Here is a 17,130-nt window from a genome sequence, read left to right as displayed (position 1 = left end):
GGAAATAATGGCAACATTAAATATAATTTATTACACAGGTACTGGAAATACTGCAGATATGGCAAAATACATTGGCGAAGGTGCAGAAAATGCTGGAGCCACTGTAAGACTGATAAATGTGGAAGAAGCTGATGAAAGTGCAGTTAATGCTGATTTTATAGCATTCGGATCGCCTGCTGGAGGAGCAGAAGAAGTTGCGCCTGAAATGGTAGAATTTATTGAAGGGATAAAAGACAAGATTTTTGGAAAAACAGTTGGGCTTTTTGGCTCCTATGACTGGGGACAAGGCGGCTGGATGGAGACTTGGCGTGAAGAAATGATAAATGAAGGATTTTCTATTGTAAATGACGGACTTATCATTCATCTGGCTGTTGACGATGATGAAAAAATTGAAAAATGTAGAGAATATGGAAGGGCAATTGCTGGATAATGCAAAAACAAAATATTATAATTTTTGAGTAAAAATTTATAATAAAATTGCTCGTTAGCTATAAATTTGGAGGAAAAATTGGGAAATTTATTAATACAGCTTGCCATAATGGTTTTTGTCGGAATAATTATAGGATGGTTTACAAATTATCTGGCAATAAAGCTGCTATTCAGGCCTTATAAGGAAATAAACCTGCTATTTTTTAAAATACAGGGACTAATCCCTAAAAATCGGGACAGAATTTCAGTAAACATTGCTGAAACAATAGAAAAGGAACTTATCTCAGTGGAATACATTACTGAAAAACTAAAAAATGGCAATGCTTTTAACGATGATATTCTGGATAAACTGCTTGACAAAATTATAGGCGAAAAGCTGAAAAATAGTGTATTAGAAAAAAATCCGCTATTAAAAATGTTTTTAAATGATTCATTAATAGAAAAAATAAAATCATATTTTAAAAAGTCAATTTTAGAAAACAAAGAGGAAATAGTGGAAGAAATAATAAAAATCGCAAAAGATAAAATAAACTTTAAAGAAATAATGTTGGAAAAAATGAAAAACTTTTCACTGGAAGAAATGGAACAAATTATTTTATCCGTATCTAAAAATGAATTGAAGCATATTGAAATTATTGGCGGAGTATTGGGAGGAGTAATTGCATTATTTCAATTTTTTATAATGCTATTACTAAAACAGATATAAAAAATATTTTAAAATTTTATTTTAGAGTATTTTAGTTAATAAATGTTTTTTCTATAATTTTTTGTTATTTCTTTTTTATAAAGCAAAGGGAAACAGTCGCCATTAGTGTTAATTTATAAATAGTAAAAGTTTAAGTAAATAAAGAAAAAATATTGAGGAGAAATGATGAATGAGGAAAGAATATTGGAACCTAAGGAATTAGGGGAAGACAATATTCAAAGAAGTTTACGGCCAAGAACTTTTAAGGAATATATTGGCCAGCAGGATTTGAAAGAGAAAATGAATATATTTATAAAGGCTGCTAAAATGAGGAATGAATCGCTTGATCATATTTTATTATATGGACCGCCAGGACTGGGGAAAACTACCCTTGCGGGAGTTATTGCCACAGAAATGGGAGTGAACTTGAAGATAACAACTGGGCCTGTACTGGAGAAAGCGGGAGATTTAGCGGCTATTTTGACGTCTTTGGAGGAAAATGATATTTTGTTTATTGATGAGATTCATAGATTGAATACATCGGTGGAGGAAATTTTATATCCTGCAATGGAAGACGGGGAACTGGATATTCTTATTGGGAAAGGACCATCTGCGAGAAGTATTCGTGTGGAATTGCCACGATTTACGCTAATTGGGGCGACTACGAGGGCAGGACAGCTAAGTACACCGCTTCGTGATAGATTTGGAGTTACTCATAGGATGGAATACTATCAATTAGAAGAATTGAAGGAAATTATACGACGAGGGGCAAATATTCTTAATATTTCATATGATGAGGACGGAATTACGGAAATTGCCAAAAGAAGCCGAGGAACACCTAGAATTGCAAATAGGCTATTGAAAAGGGCAAGGGACTTTGCGTTGGTGGAAGGTTCAGGTGTTTTGGAAAAGGAAAGCGTTGATGGTATTCTAAGGCTTCTGGGAGTGGATGATAATGGACTTGATGAATTAGATAGGAATATTTTGCTTTCAATTATAAATGTGTACAATGGTGGGCCTGTCGGAATCGAAACATTGTCGCTTTTACTCGGGGAAGACAGACGGACGATAGAGGAAGTTTATGAGCCGTATTTAGTGAAAATAGGGTTTATAAAAAGAACTCCACGTGGAAGAGTTGTAACGGAGTTTGGATATAGACATTTGGGAATTGAAAAAATATTTGGTGAAAAAGGAAAATAATGTAAAAATTTAAATAAAAAAATGAGGTGAAAAGCTATTGTTGACTGTAATAGCGGAAAAAGAAAATATTGATGAAAATAATGGGAAAATTTTGATAAAGGAAAAGTCAGACTGTAATCACATTCAGAATGTTTATCGTCTAAATATAGGCGATGAATTGCGGATAATTGATGGAGAATATGAATATTTTACGAAAATTGCCGAAATTTCAAAAAAGGAAGTCGCTGTAAAAATATTGGGAAAAAAAGAAGACAAATACTCCTTAAATGTAAATATTGATGTTGCAATGGGAATTTTGAAGAATGATAAAATGAATATGGCAATACAGAAACTGACAGAAATTGGAGTAAATAGGATAATTCCCTTAAAAACCGAAAGAGTTGTCGTAAAAATTAGTGAAAAAAAGGAAAAGTGGGATGTAGTTGTAAGGGAATCCCTGAAACAATGCAGGGGGGTAAAATTTACTGAAATTACACCTGTAAAAAAACTGACAGAAATTGATTATCAGAAATATGATAAAATAATATTTGCTTATGAAAATAGTGGTGAATCAAAATCATTGTCAGAAATAATAAAAAAAGAAGATAAAAATATTTTATACATAATTGGCCCGGAAGGTGGAATCACACAAGAGGAAGTTGATTTTTTAAAAAATAATAAGGCGATAGAAATCAGTTTGGGAAAACGTATTTTGAGGGCAGAAACTGCGGCAATTGTGGTGTGTGGAGTTATTGCCAATTTTTATATGTAATTTTTTATTTTGATAAAATTGAGAAATAAATTGAAAATTAGTCAAATATATAATATAATATAATATACTTTAGTAGTGGCATTATAATAATTTTTTTGTAAAATTTTGATAAATAAAAAAGTTTAAAATAAAAAGTTGAAATAGAATTAATAAAAAATAATGTAAAAAAAGAAAGGAAATTTTTGAGAATGAGCGAAGTAAATAATAATTATGAAAAAGAAGTTCAAGAGATAATTAATATTATGGAAGATAAAAAGGCACAGGATATAAAGGTGTATGACATGAGAGGGAAATCACCATTTTTTGATTATTCGATTTTGTGTACTGGGAGTTCTTCCAGAAATATTGAAGCGATAGCGACTGATATAAAGAAGAGCCTTGATAATGTGAAAAGCGTGGAAGGACTTGAAGAGGCAAACTGGGTTCTTATTGACGCAGGGGATTTAATTGTCAGCGTGTTTAGCAAGGATGCAAGGGAATATTACAGATTAGATGATTTTTATAATGGCGTGAATGAAGAAAATGATGGAGAATAGCCATTTTTTAAAATAATTTGTTAAAATAATCAATGTATTGGAAATGAAGAGGGAATTTATGAGAGAATTAGATAAAGAAGAAAAAAATATACGGTTTATAGTTTTTCTTGTTCTTGTGGGAACAGTTTTTTTACTATTGGTAGCACGATTATTTATATTACAGGTATTAGATGCGTCTGAGTATGCAGAACAGGCGTTACAAAACAGAATTAGAACCAATGTAATAAAAGCTACACGTGGAGAAATCTATGACAGGGAAGGGAAATTACTTGCGAAAAATACAACAGGTTATCAAGTAATTCATTTGCATACACAACCGTTGAGTCCAAAAGACGTGGCGTTATTAAAAGAAATAAAGAATATGACGGAAGAACAGATAGATGCAAGACTTTCGCAAGAACGAAAAGCAGTTGCAGAGCGTATAAAGGAAACGATAACTGATATAAACAAAATAAGTCAGATTACAGGTTATCAAGTTGATTATTTGATTGACAGATTTTTTAAGCAGCAAAGAATGGGAACGGATAAAAGGATTCTTGTTATCGAAGATTTGGAAAAACAAGTTGCATTAAGGGCAATTGAAAAAATTGATAATGACAGAATTGATATAGTTGAGTATAACAAGAGATATTATCCTGAAGACTCTCTAGCTTCACACGTGATTGGATATGTAAAGCCAATCAGTGAAAAGGAATTTAAGGATTTGGAAAAAGAAGGTTACAGAAATAGTGACTTGATTGGGAAAAAAGGTGTGGAACGTTCTTATGACAAGGAAATGAAAGGACAAGATGGAAAGGAAAATGTCGAAGTTGACGCCAAGGGAAATGTTATAAGACAAATGGAAACAACTGAAAGTGTCGCAGGGAAAAACGTCTATTTATCACTTGATATGGAGTTGCAAAAATATATGACAGACGCTTTTTCAGGAAAAAGCGGAGCTTTTATTGCAATGGAGGCAAAAACTGGGAAAATTATTACATTTGTCAGCAATCCTGAAATCAGTTTAAATTTATTAAGTTCAAGAATACCCGATAATCAGTGGAGTGAACTAGTAAATTCAAAGGCAAAGCCACTTGTAAATAAAGGTATTGCTGGACTTTATCCTCCAGGATCTACTTTTAAGGCAATAACTGGGACAGGGATTCTGGAATCAGGAATTTCGCCATATGCAACAGTAAATTCAACAGGGCAATATCGATATGGAAAGCTGATATTCAGAGATTCACATAAACATGGGAGCGGGATAACTAACTTTGCAAAATCTATTGAGCAATCTGTAAATACGTATTATTATGTTTTTTCCCAGAAAGCCGGAGTGCAAAATATAGTAAAATACGCCAAAGAATTTGGAATTGGATCTAAAACTGGAATTGATATTCCAGGAGAATTGTCTGGGACTTTGCCAAGCCCTGAATGGAAGAAAAAAAGATTTAAGAAAAAACAGGATCAGCGATGGCTGCCTGGGGATTTGATAAATATGTCAATAGGGCAAGGGTATGTATTGGTAACTCCTATTCAAATCGCTTCTGCCTATCAGGCTATTGCGAATAATGGGGTTCAGTTAAAACCTACAGTTGTGGACAGATTTGTAACTTATTCAGGAAAAGTTGAAAATAATGCTCCAAAAGTTGTAAGAAAATTAAATATCAGCCCCAAAAATCTGAAATTATTGCAGAATGCTTTAAGATTGCCTGTAAGCGGTTATGGAGGGACTGCAAAACTGTTAAGGATTGGCGGTTATCCAGTTTCTGCAAAAACAGGGACGGCACAAAACTCGGGTTTTGGAGATAATCACTCATGGATTGCAGGATATTTTCCATCAGACAACCCTCAAATTGTATTTGTATCCATTGTAGAAGGTGGAGGATACGGGGGAGTAGCTTCTGGAAATGTGGCACTTAAATTTATACTGAAATACAGAGATAAATACGTTATTAAGAAAACTCAGCAAGAAATGCTGAAAAAGAAAGAAGCCGAAGAAAAGAAAAAACAGCAGGAAGCAAATAATAATAAAAAACTGGCAAACAGATAAAATATGGAGATTAAATAAATATAAAAAATTAAAAGAAGGAGGTGCTTGCTAAATGTCAGAAAAAGAAAAAGCTGAGTTCGGAAATCAAACTTTTAAAAGAAATTTTTCAAAAAAGGAAGATATTAATAAAATAAAATCAGGAATGAAAAGATTTAGAAGGAAAAGTACGAACCGAAGACATTTAGATGAAAAAAATGAAATACGTTATATTCCAAGAGTGAACGACAGGAATAGACACATAGACAGAAAAGTTGACGGAAAAGAAAAAGAAGAGAAAATGTACGTAATCCCGCTTGGAGGAATTGAGGAAGTCGGGAAAAATATGACAGCTTTTCAATATAAGGATGAAATTATTGTGGTGGACGCAGGGCTCACTTTCCCTGAAGATGAGCATTTGGGAATAGATGTCATCATTCCAGACTTTTCATATCTGGAGTCAAATAGACACAAAATAAAAGGCTTGCTTTTGACACACGGACACGAAGATCATATAGGGGCAATCCCTTATTTCTACCAAAAATTAGGGACAGAAAATATTCCTATGTACGGGGGAAGACTGACACTTGCACTTGCGAAGGCAAAATTTGAGAAAAAAGATGCAAAACTTCCAAAAGAAAAAGTAATTAGCGGCAGAACGATTTTAAAAGTATCAAAATACTTTACAGTGGAATTTATAAGCGTAACGCACAGTATCGCAGACTGTTATGCAATTTGTATAAAAACTCCTGCGGCAACAATTTTGCACTCTGGAGATTTTAAAGTTGACTTGACACCAGTTGATGGGGAAGGATTTGACTTTGGAAGATTGGCCCAGCTAGGTGAGGAAGGTGTAGATTTACTGCTTTCAGACAGTACAAATGCACAAATTCCTGGATTTACGCCATCGGAGAGAACAGTTGGGGAAAGTTTGAAGGATGAATTTTCAAAAGCTGATGGAAGAATTATTTTGGCTGCATTTGCCTCACACGTGCATAGATTACAGCAAATCGTAAATATTGCGACAAAACATGGAAGAAAAATCGCAATTGACGGAAGAAGCATGGTAAAAATCTTTGAAATCTGCTCAAACCTTGGATATTTGAAAATACCAAAAGATATAATGATTGATATTGATAAAGTTGAAACATATCCAGCTGACAAGGTGCTTATTTTATGTACTGGAACACAAGGGGAACCGCTTGCAGCACTTTCAAGAATAGCAAACGGAACGCATAAATATATTTCGCTAAGGGAAGGGGACACAGTTGTAATTTCGGCAACGCCTATTCCAGGAAATGAGAAGGCTGCGACTAAAAATATAAATCAGCTTATGAAACGTGATGCAAGTGTTGTATTTGAAAAAGGAATCGGGATACACGTATCAGGGCATGGCTGTCAGGAAGAGCAGAAGCTGATGATAAATCTTGTAAAACCTAAGTTCTTTTTGCCGGTGCATGGCGAATATGCAATGATAAAGAAACATAAGGAACTGGCAATGGCTGTTGGAGTTCCTGAAAAAAATGTTATTTTGTCAGAAAATGGAGCAAAGCTGGAATTATCCAAAAGTCAATTTAGAAACGTGGGAAAAGTGCCTAGCGGCGCAACGTTCATTGATGGATTTGGAATTGGGGATATTGGGAATGCCGTATTGAAAGACAGACAAAATCTGGCTGATGATGGGATAGTTATTATTTCGATTTCTCAATATAGAAATGGAAAGTTCAATAAACAGGTGGAACTTGTAACTCGTGGATTTGTGTACAATAAAGATGCTGAAAAACTGTTGTCCGAGACAAAAGAGCTAGTCAGACTGGAACTTAGCAGTATGGAAAACGAAGGAATAAAAGAAATAGGCAAAATTAAACAGAGAATAAGGGCAAAAGTAGGAGAGTTCCTAAACAAGGAAACAGACAGGGAGCCTATAATTTTACCGATTATAATGGAGGTTTAGAAAATGATACAGCTTTCAAGCAAGGAGAGAGCTTTTTTAAAGAAATTGGCACATAATCTGGATCCGATTGTAAGAATCGGAAAAGATGGAATTGATGAGAATGTTCTAAAGTCAATTGCCGAAGTTGTGAAAAAAAGAGAATTGATAAAAGTCAAAATTCTGCAAAATTCATCAGTTGAATTTGACAGGGAGATGGCAGCGGAAGTTGCTCAAAAAACAAAATCAGTATTTGTAGATAAAATAGGAAATGTGTTAATATTTTTCAAGCCTAAGACTACAAAGGATGCAAAAATTACGCCTGAATTTAATGAATTTAGAAAAAGTAAAGGAAATAAAAGATAAATTTTAAGGAAAATAGAGAGGAAAAAATAAATGAGTGGAGGAATACTGTTTGGTAACAGGCTTCTTGATGTTGCGGCTATTTCATGCTTTTCAGCACAGTTTTATAAAGTTTTTTTTCCTGTATTCAAGGGACAGAAACCTCAGTGGGCAAGACTTATCCAGACTGGCGGAATGCCAAGTTCCCATGCTTCGACAGTTGTTTCCCTTGTAACAGGTGTATTTTTGCTAAAAGGATTCAGTTCAATCGAATTTGCAATTTCGATGGTATTTGCAGGAATTGTTTTATATGATGCGACAGGAGTAAGACAGCAGGCCGGGAAACATGCAAAAGCCTTGAATACATTAGTGGAAGCCATTGAACATCACGACGGTATAGAAATAATTAATGAAAAATTTAAGGAGCTTCTTGGACATACGCCGTTGGAAGTATTTTGGGGAAGCGTTCTTGGAGTTGTCATAGGGTTTTTATTCAAAGGATACATATTAGGTTAAAAAATATTTTCAGGATTAATCGCAGTTATATCTGGCTGTGATTTTTTCTTTTTGCTCTGTCCATCTTTGCTTAAAAATTTGAAAAATGGCTTAAAATATGGTAAAATAAATAAGTTTATGAATTATTTTTTGTAAATATGATTTTAGTAATAAAAAATAAATAGAAAAATAAGGGATATGATTTATTATAAGTTATCTTTTATTTATTACAAACTGGAAAGAGAAAGCAATGAAAAAAAGACTGGATTTAATCCTGGTAGAGCGGGAGTTTTTTGAAACAAGGGAAAAAGCCAAGCGGGAAATAATGGCTGGAAACGTTATTATAAATGAGCAGGTTGTAACAAAGGCTGGAACAATGTTTAAGGACAATGATGAGCTGAATATTCGTATTAAAGACAAATTAAAATATGTCAGCCGTGGTGGATTAAAGCTGGAAAAAGCTATAAAGGCATGGAATTTGGATTTTAGTGATAAATTGGTGCTTGATATTGGGGCATCTACAGGCGGATTTACAGACTGTGCATTGCAGAATGGGGCAAGGCGTGTATATAGCGTTGATGTTGGAAAAAATCAGCTTGACTGGAAATTGAGGAATAATGAAAAAGTTGTTTCATTGGAGGAAATACACATAAAGGATTTGAAGGAAGAGGATATTGGGAATGAAAAGGTGGATTTCATTGTAATTGATGTTTCTTTTATTTCCTTGACAAAGGTTATTCCATATTTTGAGAAATTTCTTGACAGAAATGGAAAAATTGTAATGTTAGTTAAGCCTCAATTTGAAGTTGGAAGAGAAAAAATTGGCAAAAATGGTGTTGTGGAAAATGAAGAATATCATGATGAAGCCATAAAAAAAATAATTTCCTTTTCAAAGGAATGTGGATATGAACTGGCTGGTGTAGAAGATTCGCCAATAAAAGGTGCAAAGGGAAATAAAGAATTTTTAATGTTATTAAGATATCCATAAAATTAAAGTAATATTTAAAAGAGTTTATTTAAATACAATGGTTAATTGTAAAATCTTGCAGTTGACTGTTTAAGTATATTTTAGGAGGAGAAATGAAAAAGAACAAAATAGTGCAGGCAGTGTTGGGATTAGTATTGGTAGGTATGCCTTTATTTGCGGCAACTACTATAATAAAGACAGCAAGAAATGACAAAAATACAAGTGCCGGATATTCAAAAGATGCAACAGAATTGAACAGAATTGTGGATGTAATAAATATTATTGAAAATAATTATGTTGGAAAGGAAGCTACTCCAAGTAAAAAGGAGCTTTATGAAGGGGCTGTTGCAGGAGTTGTAAACAGGCTTAAGGATCCTTATTCTGAATACTTGTCCAAAGAGGATCTGGCAGATTTTTCTGAAGACATGGAAGGGGAATATGTTGGAGTTGGAATGAGCATCAGCAAGAAAAAAGGAGAAGCTCTTGAAGTTATTTCGCCATTTATTGGAAGCCCGGCAGAAAAAGTAGGAATTAAAATAAAAGATAAAGTTATAAAAGTCGATGGAAAGGATATCCTACCTCTTACAGCAAATGAAACTGTAAAGCTTTTGAAGGGCAAGGAAGGTACAAAAGTTGATTTAGAAGTAGTTAGGGAAGGCAAAAAGGATCCAATGAAATTCACATTGACAAGAGCGAAAATTAAGCTGGAAATGGTAGAAAGCAAGATGCTTGAAAACAATATCGGTTATGTGAGCTTGTTAAGATTTGGAAATCATGTTGGAGCTGAAGTTGAGAAAGCCATTAAAGATTTACAGGCTAAAGGAATGAAGGGATTAATCTTGGATTTGCGTTCTAATCCGGGAGGATCACTGCAAGAAGCGCAAGATATAGCTTCACTTTTTGTAAAAGAAGATTTAATTGTTTACTTGAAGTATAAAAATGGACAGCAGAGAAACTATAACAGAACTTCAAAAAATCTAGGTAATTTCCCATTAATCGTATTGACAAACAAAGCAAGCGCAAGTGCGTCAGAAATTGTTACAGGTGCAATTAAAGACTACAAACGTGGTACAATCATTGGAGAAAAGACATTTGGAAAAGGAATCGTTCAGCAAGTTATACCTTTAAGAACGGAAGATGCCATAAAACTTACTATTGCCCAATACTTTACACCAAAAGGGAACTACATTCATGAAAAAGGAATTGAACCGGATATAGAAGTGAAAATGGAAGAACTGCTTGCATTGAAAGGATACGCAAATGACAGTGAGCAGGCTAGAAAAAACAGGGAAAAAGAAATTGAAGATATTATTATAAAAGATAAAGGTGCAGAAGAAGCTAAAAAGATTATTTCGGCAGGAGATGTTCAGTTAAAAAGAGCAATTGAAGAAATGAATAAAAAAATAGCAGGAACAGGAAAAAGAAAAAAATAATAGGAAGCAGAAAAATTAAGAAAAGAAATTAAAAATTAGGAGAAATATATGTTTTATGTTGTTGGTACACCAATTGGAAATTTAGAGGACATAACTTTTAGAGCGGTAAAAGTTTTGAAGGAAGTTGATTATATTTTTGCGGAGGATACAAGAGTTACAAAAAAACTTCTTTCCCACTACGAAATCCAGAAAACAGTGTACCAATACCATGAGCATAATAAGCTTCATCAAATCACAAACATTATTAATCTTCTAAAAGATGGGAAAACAATTGCGCTTGTAACAGACGCTGGAACGCCATGTATTTCAGATCCTGGCTTTGAGCTGGTAAATGAGATTCTGAAGGTTGGGATAAAAGTTGTCGGAATACCAGGAGCCTCGTCAATTGTAACAGGTGCAAGCATTTCAGGACTGGATATGCGAAGAATGGCATACGAAGGCTTTTTACCAAAAAAAAAAGGCAGACAGACACTTTTCAATAAATTAAAGGAAGAAGAGCGGACAATCGTAATTTTGGAATCACCCAACAGAATTTTGAAAACCCTAAAGGATATAAAGGAATATCTGGGAGAACGTTACGTCGTAATCACAAGGGAACTTACCAAAATTTACGAAGAAATAATCCGTGGAAATGTTTCTGAAATTATAGAAAAGCTGGAAGAAAAGCCAATTAAGGGAGAGATTGTTTTATTTATAAGGGCAATAAATGATGATGGTATTTATTTAAAAAATCAATAAGAATATATTTTTTTAACGAATGGTCGTTAATAAATATTTTTTTTGTAATTTATATATTTTTTCTTTTTTATAAAGCAAAGGGGAACAGTCGCCATTCCCTTTGCAAATCTGGCTTGTCTAAGCATTTTTTTGAAACAAAAACTAAACTCGCTTTTTAATAGAGGTTATTACTTTAACTTTAATATTTTGAAAAAGCTCAGACAGTAGTTTTTATTTCAAAAAAATCACGATATTTTTAATTTAATTATAAAAAATAATTTAATTAAATGAATTCTCAAGCAAAATTTCGTTAATAAAAAAAGAATTGTTTGAGATTTTTGAATACAATTTGAATTGTAATTATTTAAAGAAATAAGAGGTATGGCGTCTGATACCTCTGCGTTAAAAAAACTAATATAAATAAAATAAGAAAATAATTATTAATAAAAATAAATTGAAATAAAAATAAACTGAGAAATAGATAGAAAAGGTTGAGAATATTGAGTTTTTATCTTTAATTTTAAAATTAACCTTAATTTTAGGATTAAAAATAAAAATTTAGATAATATTTTTTATAAAAAATAGATAGAAAATGGAGAGAATGAAAGAATGAATATAAACTGGTATCCAGGGCATATGAAAAAGACGAAGGATTTAATTGTCGAAAATCTTAAGATAATTGATATTGTGATTGAGATTTTGGATGCAAGGATTCCGATTTCGAGTAAAAATCCAGATATTTCAAAATTGGCAAATAACAAGAAAAAAATTATTGTGCTGAATAAGGTGGATTTAATTGACAATAGGGAATTGAAGGTTTGGGAAGATTATTTTCTGGAAAATAATTTGTCTGATTATTTTGTAGCTTTGAGTGTGGAAAAAGGGACTAATTTTAATGAGCTGCGAAAAATTACGGATAAAATTTATGCGGAAAAATTGGAAAAGATGAAAAAAAAGGGACTTCGTAAAACTGAAGTAAGAGCCATGATTGTTGGGATCCCTAATGTTGGGAAGTCTAAATTTATTAATAAATTTGTGAATAAAAATAAAGCAAGAGTGGGGAATACTCCAGGATTTACACGTGGAAAGCAATGGATAAAAATTGATGAAAAATTGGAACTGCTGGATACACCAGGAGTATTATGGCCAAAGTTTGAAGATGATGAAGTGGCTTATAATTTAGCAATTACTGGTTCAATAAAGGATAATGTATTGCAGTTAGAACAAGTTGCTATGAAATTTTTGGATAAATTAAAGGATTTGGGAAAAATTCAGAATCTAGTAAAAGTGTATAATCTGGAAGAATATACAACTGATGAGGAAATTTTTGGAATGGAAAATCATAAGATACTGGAAATTCTGGAAAAGAGATTAGGAGTATCTAAAAATGATGAACATAATTATGAGATTATTTCAAGAAGAATATTGAAAGATTATAGAATAGGAAAAATAGGAAGATTCTTTTTGGAAATTCCTAAAAATTAGCGTAATTGAGAAGTTTTTTTATTTAAATTTTATAAAGTAAATACAGTAAACCTACTTTAAAATTGTAGTTATATTGTGTTTTTATTTCAATGTTTTTCAAAATTTTTTGCTCTAAAATTGAAATAGAATTACTGTATTTAAAAAAAATGATACAGGTAAAATATAATAAGATAATTATTTATGTGAAAATTTATAATAACCTAAAAAAATTTTCAAAAGGGGAAAAATAGAATTGGAAGTGATTTTATTATAGAAGGAGAAGTGTAAAAATGAGAATTGGGATATTTACAGATACATACAGACCTCAGGTAAATGGGGTTGTGAGTTCGATTATGACACTTGAAAAGGAGCTTAGAAAGCTGGGGCATAAGGTGTATATTATTACTACGACTGATCCTGATGCGCCACAAGTCGAGCCTAATGTCTTGCGAATACCGAGTGTGGAATTTAAGCCGTTGCCACAGTACCGGCTAGGAATGATTTATTCTTCAAAAATAATAAAAAAAATAAAAAGACTGGAGCTTGATATTATTCATTCCCAGACAGAATGGGGTGTAGGGACATTTTCACGATTTGCTGCGGTTAATTTGGAAATACCGCTTGTTCATACATACCATACACTATATGAATATTATACACATTATATTTTTGGTTCAAGATTTGTTTCGGCTGGGAAAAAGATTGCGGCTGCAATTAGTAAGTTTTATTGTGAGAAATGCAACGCTCTAATTGTGCCTACACGAAAAGTCGAAGATATTTTGTATTCTTATGGCGTTGATCAGATAATGAATGTTATTCCAACTGGACTGGAGCTGGATAAGTTTTATCGTGGAAATTATTCTGATGAAGATTTGGAATTTATGAGGGAAAATTTTGGGATAGAAAAGAGTGATTTTCTTTGTGTGTATATTGGACGGATTGCCGAAGAGAAAAGTATTGATATATTAATTGATATGTTTTCCAAAATTAAAGATGAAAATTTTAAATTTATGATTGTCGGGCGTGGAAGAATTTTGGATGACTTGAAGAAACAGGCTGAAAAACTTGGTATTTCAGATAGGGTTATTTTTACTGGGGAAGTGCCGCATGATAAGGTGGCAGCTTATTATCAGATGGGGGATGTATTTTTGAATGCGAGCATATCGGAAACACAGGGGCTTACATTTGTAGAGGCAATGGCTGCAAAAACACCTGTTGTGGCAAGATATGACTTGAATTTGGAAGACTTGCTTGTAAAAAATGAGGCGGGACTTGTTTACAGAACAGAAGAGGAATTTATTAATTCTATAATGCTTTTAAAGGAAGATAAGGAATTTCGGGAAAAAATTATCGAAAATGCTTTTGTCGCTTCACAGGATTATACAGCACAAAAATTTGGGGAAAGAGTGGAAGCGGTTTATAAAAAAACAATAGAGGAGTATGATAGTCGTGAAAGTTTTACTATATTCAGAGGGGAAAAGTTCCTTCAGCAAATCCGGCGTTGGACAAGCCTTAAATCATCAGGTAGAAGCCCTTGGAGCAAATAATGTTGAAATTACACAGGATCCAGAAGATGATTACGATTTAGCACATATAAATACAGTTGCATTAAAGTCGTACGAAGTATTAAAACAGGCCAAGAAAAAAGGCAAGCCTGTGATTTATCATACACATACGACATATGAAGATTTTCGTGGGAGCATAAAGGGAAGTTACGTTTTGTCACCAATTATAAAATTCTGGACGAAAAAATTATATAATGAAGCAGATTATTTAATTTCTCCGTCAGAATATACGAAAAACCTGATAAAATCAAAATATCTGGAAAAGGAAAAGGAAATTAGGGTAATTTCAAACGGCGTAAATATAAATAAATTTAATAAAAATGAGGCTTTAAAAGAAAAATTTTTAAATGAGTACAAATCAGTGTATGACATAAATAAACCATTAATTATAACGGCTGGACTGCCTTTTGAGAGAAAAGGGATAAAAGATTTTGTAAAAGTGGCAGAAAAATGCAGTGATTACCAGTTCCTTTGGTTCGGTTCATCAAGTGTAAAATCAATGCTGCCTGACAAAATACAGAAAATTATCGAAACTCCTCCAGAAAATCTGATTTTTCCAGGGTATGTTGACAAAGATATTCTAATTGGGGCGTTCAGTGCCGCCAAAGCCTTTTTATTTATGACTTATGAAGAAAATGAGGGAATTGTGGTGCTGGAAGCACTTTCAGCAAAATTACCGCTTGTAGTGAGAGATATTCCTGTGTACGAAGACTGGCTGGAAGATGGAAAAACTTGCTTTAAGGCTAGGACTAACGAAGAATTTTGTGAAAAAATAAGAAATATTGTGGAAAATAATGTGAAAAACTTGGATGAAATTACAGAAAATGCTTATAATATCGCTGCAGAAAGAGATTTGTCAAATATAGGAAAAAAATATAAGGAATATTATGAGTATATATTAACTCAAAAAAATAGATAACTTTTCAAAAAAACTAGAAAAAACAATTTCAATAAATTAAGAAGAGAAAACCAGCAATAATAAAAAATGGTTTTCTCTCCAAATTGTAAACATTTCAACTTATTAAATAGAATAAAACTGCCTTAACATTGACTTAAAAATAACAAATGATTATATTTTCAGAACTCTAAGTTCACTTAATTTTTATTATTTTATTTATTTTTTCTGACATTGCTTAGTATGCTTTCAAGTACGGGAGTCATATTGTTTAAGTGCTTAGTTTTTATTATGAAATTCCAGAAAGGTTCAAATTTTTTCCAGCCAGCAGTATAAAAAAAGTGTTTTAACTTATGTTTGGATATTTCATGATTTCCGCTTGCTTTAAATATATTTGACCATTTGTAGAATTCCTTGTATGCCCAGTTATAGCCCTGTTCAATTTCATCGGCAGTCATATTTCTAGTTTTGTAGACAACATGTCTTGTATCGTATAAATCCCAATTTCTTGTTATTATTCGGCCTTCATCTTCCATCCGCTTGAACAGCCTTGTTCCTGGATAAGGAGTTAGGATGTGGTAAGTAGAAGTTGTTATGGCGTTTTTTACTCCCCATTCAACAGTTCTTTTAAAGACGTCCTTGTCATCGTAATCCAATCCAAATACAAAGCTCCCGTTTATCATAATTCCCAACGAATGAAGCCTCTTTACTGCGTTTTCATAGTTTCTTTTTAAATTCTGGTTTTTATTGCTGGATTTCAGATTTTCTGGGGAAAATGTTTCAAATCCTACAAAAAGACTTCTTAATCCAGCTTGAGCGGCCTTTTCTATTAAATCTCCCGTAAGTATTGAGTCAACTGTTGCCGCGCCTTGAAACAGCCTGTTCATTCCTTTCATTCCTTCAAAAAGTTCCGTGGCAAATTTAGGATTTCCTAATAAATGGTCATCTAAAAAGTACAGGTGTCTTCCCGGCAGCCTGTCAATTTCTTTTAGCGCATCATCGACAAGCTGAGTATAAAATGATTTTCCATTCTGGTAAAAAGCGTCTTTGTAGCAAAAATCACAATGATGAGGGCAGCCTCTAGTTACAACGATAGAATTTGGTACAAGATATTTATTCCTTTTAATCAAGTCTCTTCGTGCAGGAGGGGCTCCAATTAACGTCCTGTGTGTAGAAATATACATTTTTTGCGGATTTTTGTTTTTAAAGTCCTGTAAAAACTTAGGAAAAATATCTTCTCCCGGGCCAATCATTATAGTGTCGGCATGTTCCAGCGCCTCTTCAGGCAATGAAGTCACATGAAGTCCTCCTAATACTACGTAACTGCCCTTCTTTCTGTAATAATCGGCTAATTTATAAGCTCTGTAAGCATTTGTAATATACACTTGAATAATAACCAGATCAGGATTATCTTCTAAATTTAACTTTTCTACATGCTGATCCTGCAAATCTATTTCATCCTCTTCTGAAAAATACCCTGCAAGTGTCGCCAGTCCCAATGGGGGAAACAATGAGTATTTGACAGGGCGCCAAAATGGGCTTTCAGCTTCTGTAAGAGCAGGGAGTATCATTTTTACTTTCATATCGTAACACCTCATTTTTATTATTTGTATAGTAAACTTCTTCAAAATTAAGTTAAATTAGACAAAACTAAGATTTGAGCAAAGCAGTCATAATTTCTGAATTTAGTATTAAAGTAGTTTTGCTATGATT

Annotated in this window: 16 protein-coding genes; 15 read left to right on the top strand and 1 reads right to left on the bottom strand. The window is 33.0% G+C overall.

Features of this window, described 5'->3' with window-relative positions:
- The first annotated feature begins 7 nt into the window (after nt 1-7).
- From HW275_RS05275 to HW275_RS05205, 15 genes are all read left to right on the top strand, one after another.
- Nucleotides 8-430, top strand: coding sequence for a flavodoxin domain-containing protein (locus tag HW275_RS05275; protein ID WP_178935569.1), 423 nt, complete (start codon nt 8-10; stop codon nt 428-430).
- A gap of 78 nt (nt 431-508) precedes the next feature.
- Nucleotides 509-1,135: a DUF445 domain-containing protein gene (locus HW275_RS05270; protein ID WP_178935568.1), complete on the top strand. Its 627-nt coding sequence runs from the start codon at nt 509-511 to the stop codon at nt 1,133-1,135.
- Nucleotides 1,136-1,300: 165 nt separating this feature from the next.
- Complete coding sequence (gene ruvB, locus HW275_RS05265; RefSeq protein WP_012806435.1) at nt 1,301-2,314, top strand: Holliday junction branch migration DNA helicase RuvB; 1,014 nt, start codon at nt 1,301-1,303, stop codon at nt 2,312-2,314.
- A 37-nt stretch (nt 2,315-2,351) separates the two neighbouring features.
- Nucleotides 2,352-3,065 (top strand): 16S rRNA (uracil(1498)-N(3))-methyltransferase, encoded by a 714-nt coding sequence (locus HW275_RS05260; RefSeq protein ID WP_178935567.1) that lies wholly within the window; start codon nt 2,352-2,354, stop codon nt 3,063-3,065.
- Nucleotides 3,066-3,253: 188 nt separating this feature from the next.
- Nucleotides 3,254-3,601 carry a ribosome silencing factor gene (gene rsfS, locus HW275_RS05255; RefSeq protein WP_146999252.1) on the top strand — a complete coding sequence of 116 codons (348 nt, stop codon included), beginning with the start codon at nt 3,254-3,256 and terminating at the stop codon, nt 3,599-3,601.
- Between the two features lie 58 nt (nt 3,602-3,659).
- A complete protein-coding gene (mrdA, locus tag HW275_RS05250; protein WP_178935566.1) occupies nt 3,660-5,633 on the top strand; it encodes a penicillin-binding protein 2 in 1,974 nt (657 codons plus the stop codon).
- Between the two features lie 52 nt (nt 5,634-5,685).
- Nucleotides 5,686-7,563 carry a ribonuclease J gene (locus HW275_RS05245; protein WP_178935565.1) on the top strand — a complete coding sequence of 626 codons (1,878 nt, stop codon included), beginning with the start codon at nt 5,686-5,688 and terminating at the stop codon, nt 7,561-7,563.
- A 3-nt stretch (nt 7,564-7,566) separates the two neighbouring features.
- Nucleotides 7,567-7,905, top strand: coding sequence for a ribosome assembly RNA-binding protein YhbY (yhbY, locus tag HW275_RS05240; RefSeq protein ID WP_178935564.1), 339 nt, complete (start codon nt 7,567-7,569; stop codon nt 7,903-7,905).
- Nucleotides 7,906-7,935: 30 nt separating this feature from the next.
- Nucleotides 7,936-8,397, top strand: a complete 462-nt coding sequence (locus HW275_RS05235) for a divergent PAP2 family protein (protein ID WP_178935563.1) — start codon at nt 7,936-7,938, stop codon at nt 8,395-8,397.
- Between the two features lie 229 nt (nt 8,398-8,626).
- Nucleotides 8,627-9,364 (top strand): TlyA family RNA methyltransferase, encoded by a 738-nt coding sequence (locus HW275_RS05230; protein ID WP_178935562.1) that lies wholly within the window; start codon nt 8,627-8,629, stop codon nt 9,362-9,364.
- 92 nt (nt 9,365-9,456) lie between these two features.
- Nucleotides 9,457-10,776, top strand: a complete 1,320-nt coding sequence (locus tag HW275_RS05225) for a S41 family peptidase (protein WP_178935561.1) — start codon at nt 9,457-9,459, stop codon at nt 10,774-10,776.
- A 48-nt stretch (nt 10,777-10,824) separates the two neighbouring features.
- Nucleotides 10,825-11,514, top strand: coding sequence for a 16S rRNA (cytidine(1402)-2'-O)-methyltransferase (gene rsmI / locus HW275_RS05220; protein WP_178935560.1), 690 nt, complete (start codon nt 10,825-10,827; stop codon nt 11,512-11,514).
- A gap of 588 nt (nt 11,515-12,102) precedes the next feature.
- A complete protein-coding gene (gene ylqF, locus HW275_RS05215) occupies nt 12,103-12,978 on the top strand; it encodes a ribosome biogenesis GTPase YlqF (protein WP_178935559.1) in 876 nt (291 codons plus the stop codon).
- 269 nt (nt 12,979-13,247) lie between these two features.
- The gene (locus HW275_RS05210) at nt 13,248-14,504 is read left to right on the top strand and encodes a glycosyltransferase family 4 protein (RefSeq protein ID WP_178935558.1); all 1,257 of its coding nucleotides are present in this window, start codon (nt 13,248-13,250) and stop codon (nt 14,502-14,504) included.
- Nucleotides 14,398-15,441, top strand: coding sequence for a glycosyltransferase family 4 protein (locus HW275_RS05205; RefSeq protein ID WP_218975096.1), 1,044 nt, complete (start codon nt 14,398-14,400; stop codon nt 15,439-15,441). Before HW275_RS05210 ends, HW275_RS05205 begins: the two co-directional genes overlap by 107 nt.
- A gap of 191 nt (nt 15,442-15,632) precedes the next feature.
- Here HW275_RS05205 and HW275_RS05200 read toward each other — a convergent pair whose 3' ends face one another.
- Entirely contained in the window at nt 15,633-17,000 is a 1,368-nt protein-coding gene (locus HW275_RS05200; RefSeq protein WP_178935556.1) for a B12-binding domain-containing radical SAM protein, read from the bottom strand.
- Nucleotides 17,001-17,130 lie beyond the last annotated feature (130 nt).

The organism is Leptotrichia sp. oral taxon 223 (assembly GCF_013394795.1).
GTDB lineage: Bacteria > Fusobacteriota > Fusobacteriia > Fusobacteriales > Leptotrichiaceae > Leptotrichia.
Note: the sequence above shows the minus strand (reverse complement) of the source record. Positions and strands in the feature narration are given on the sequence as shown.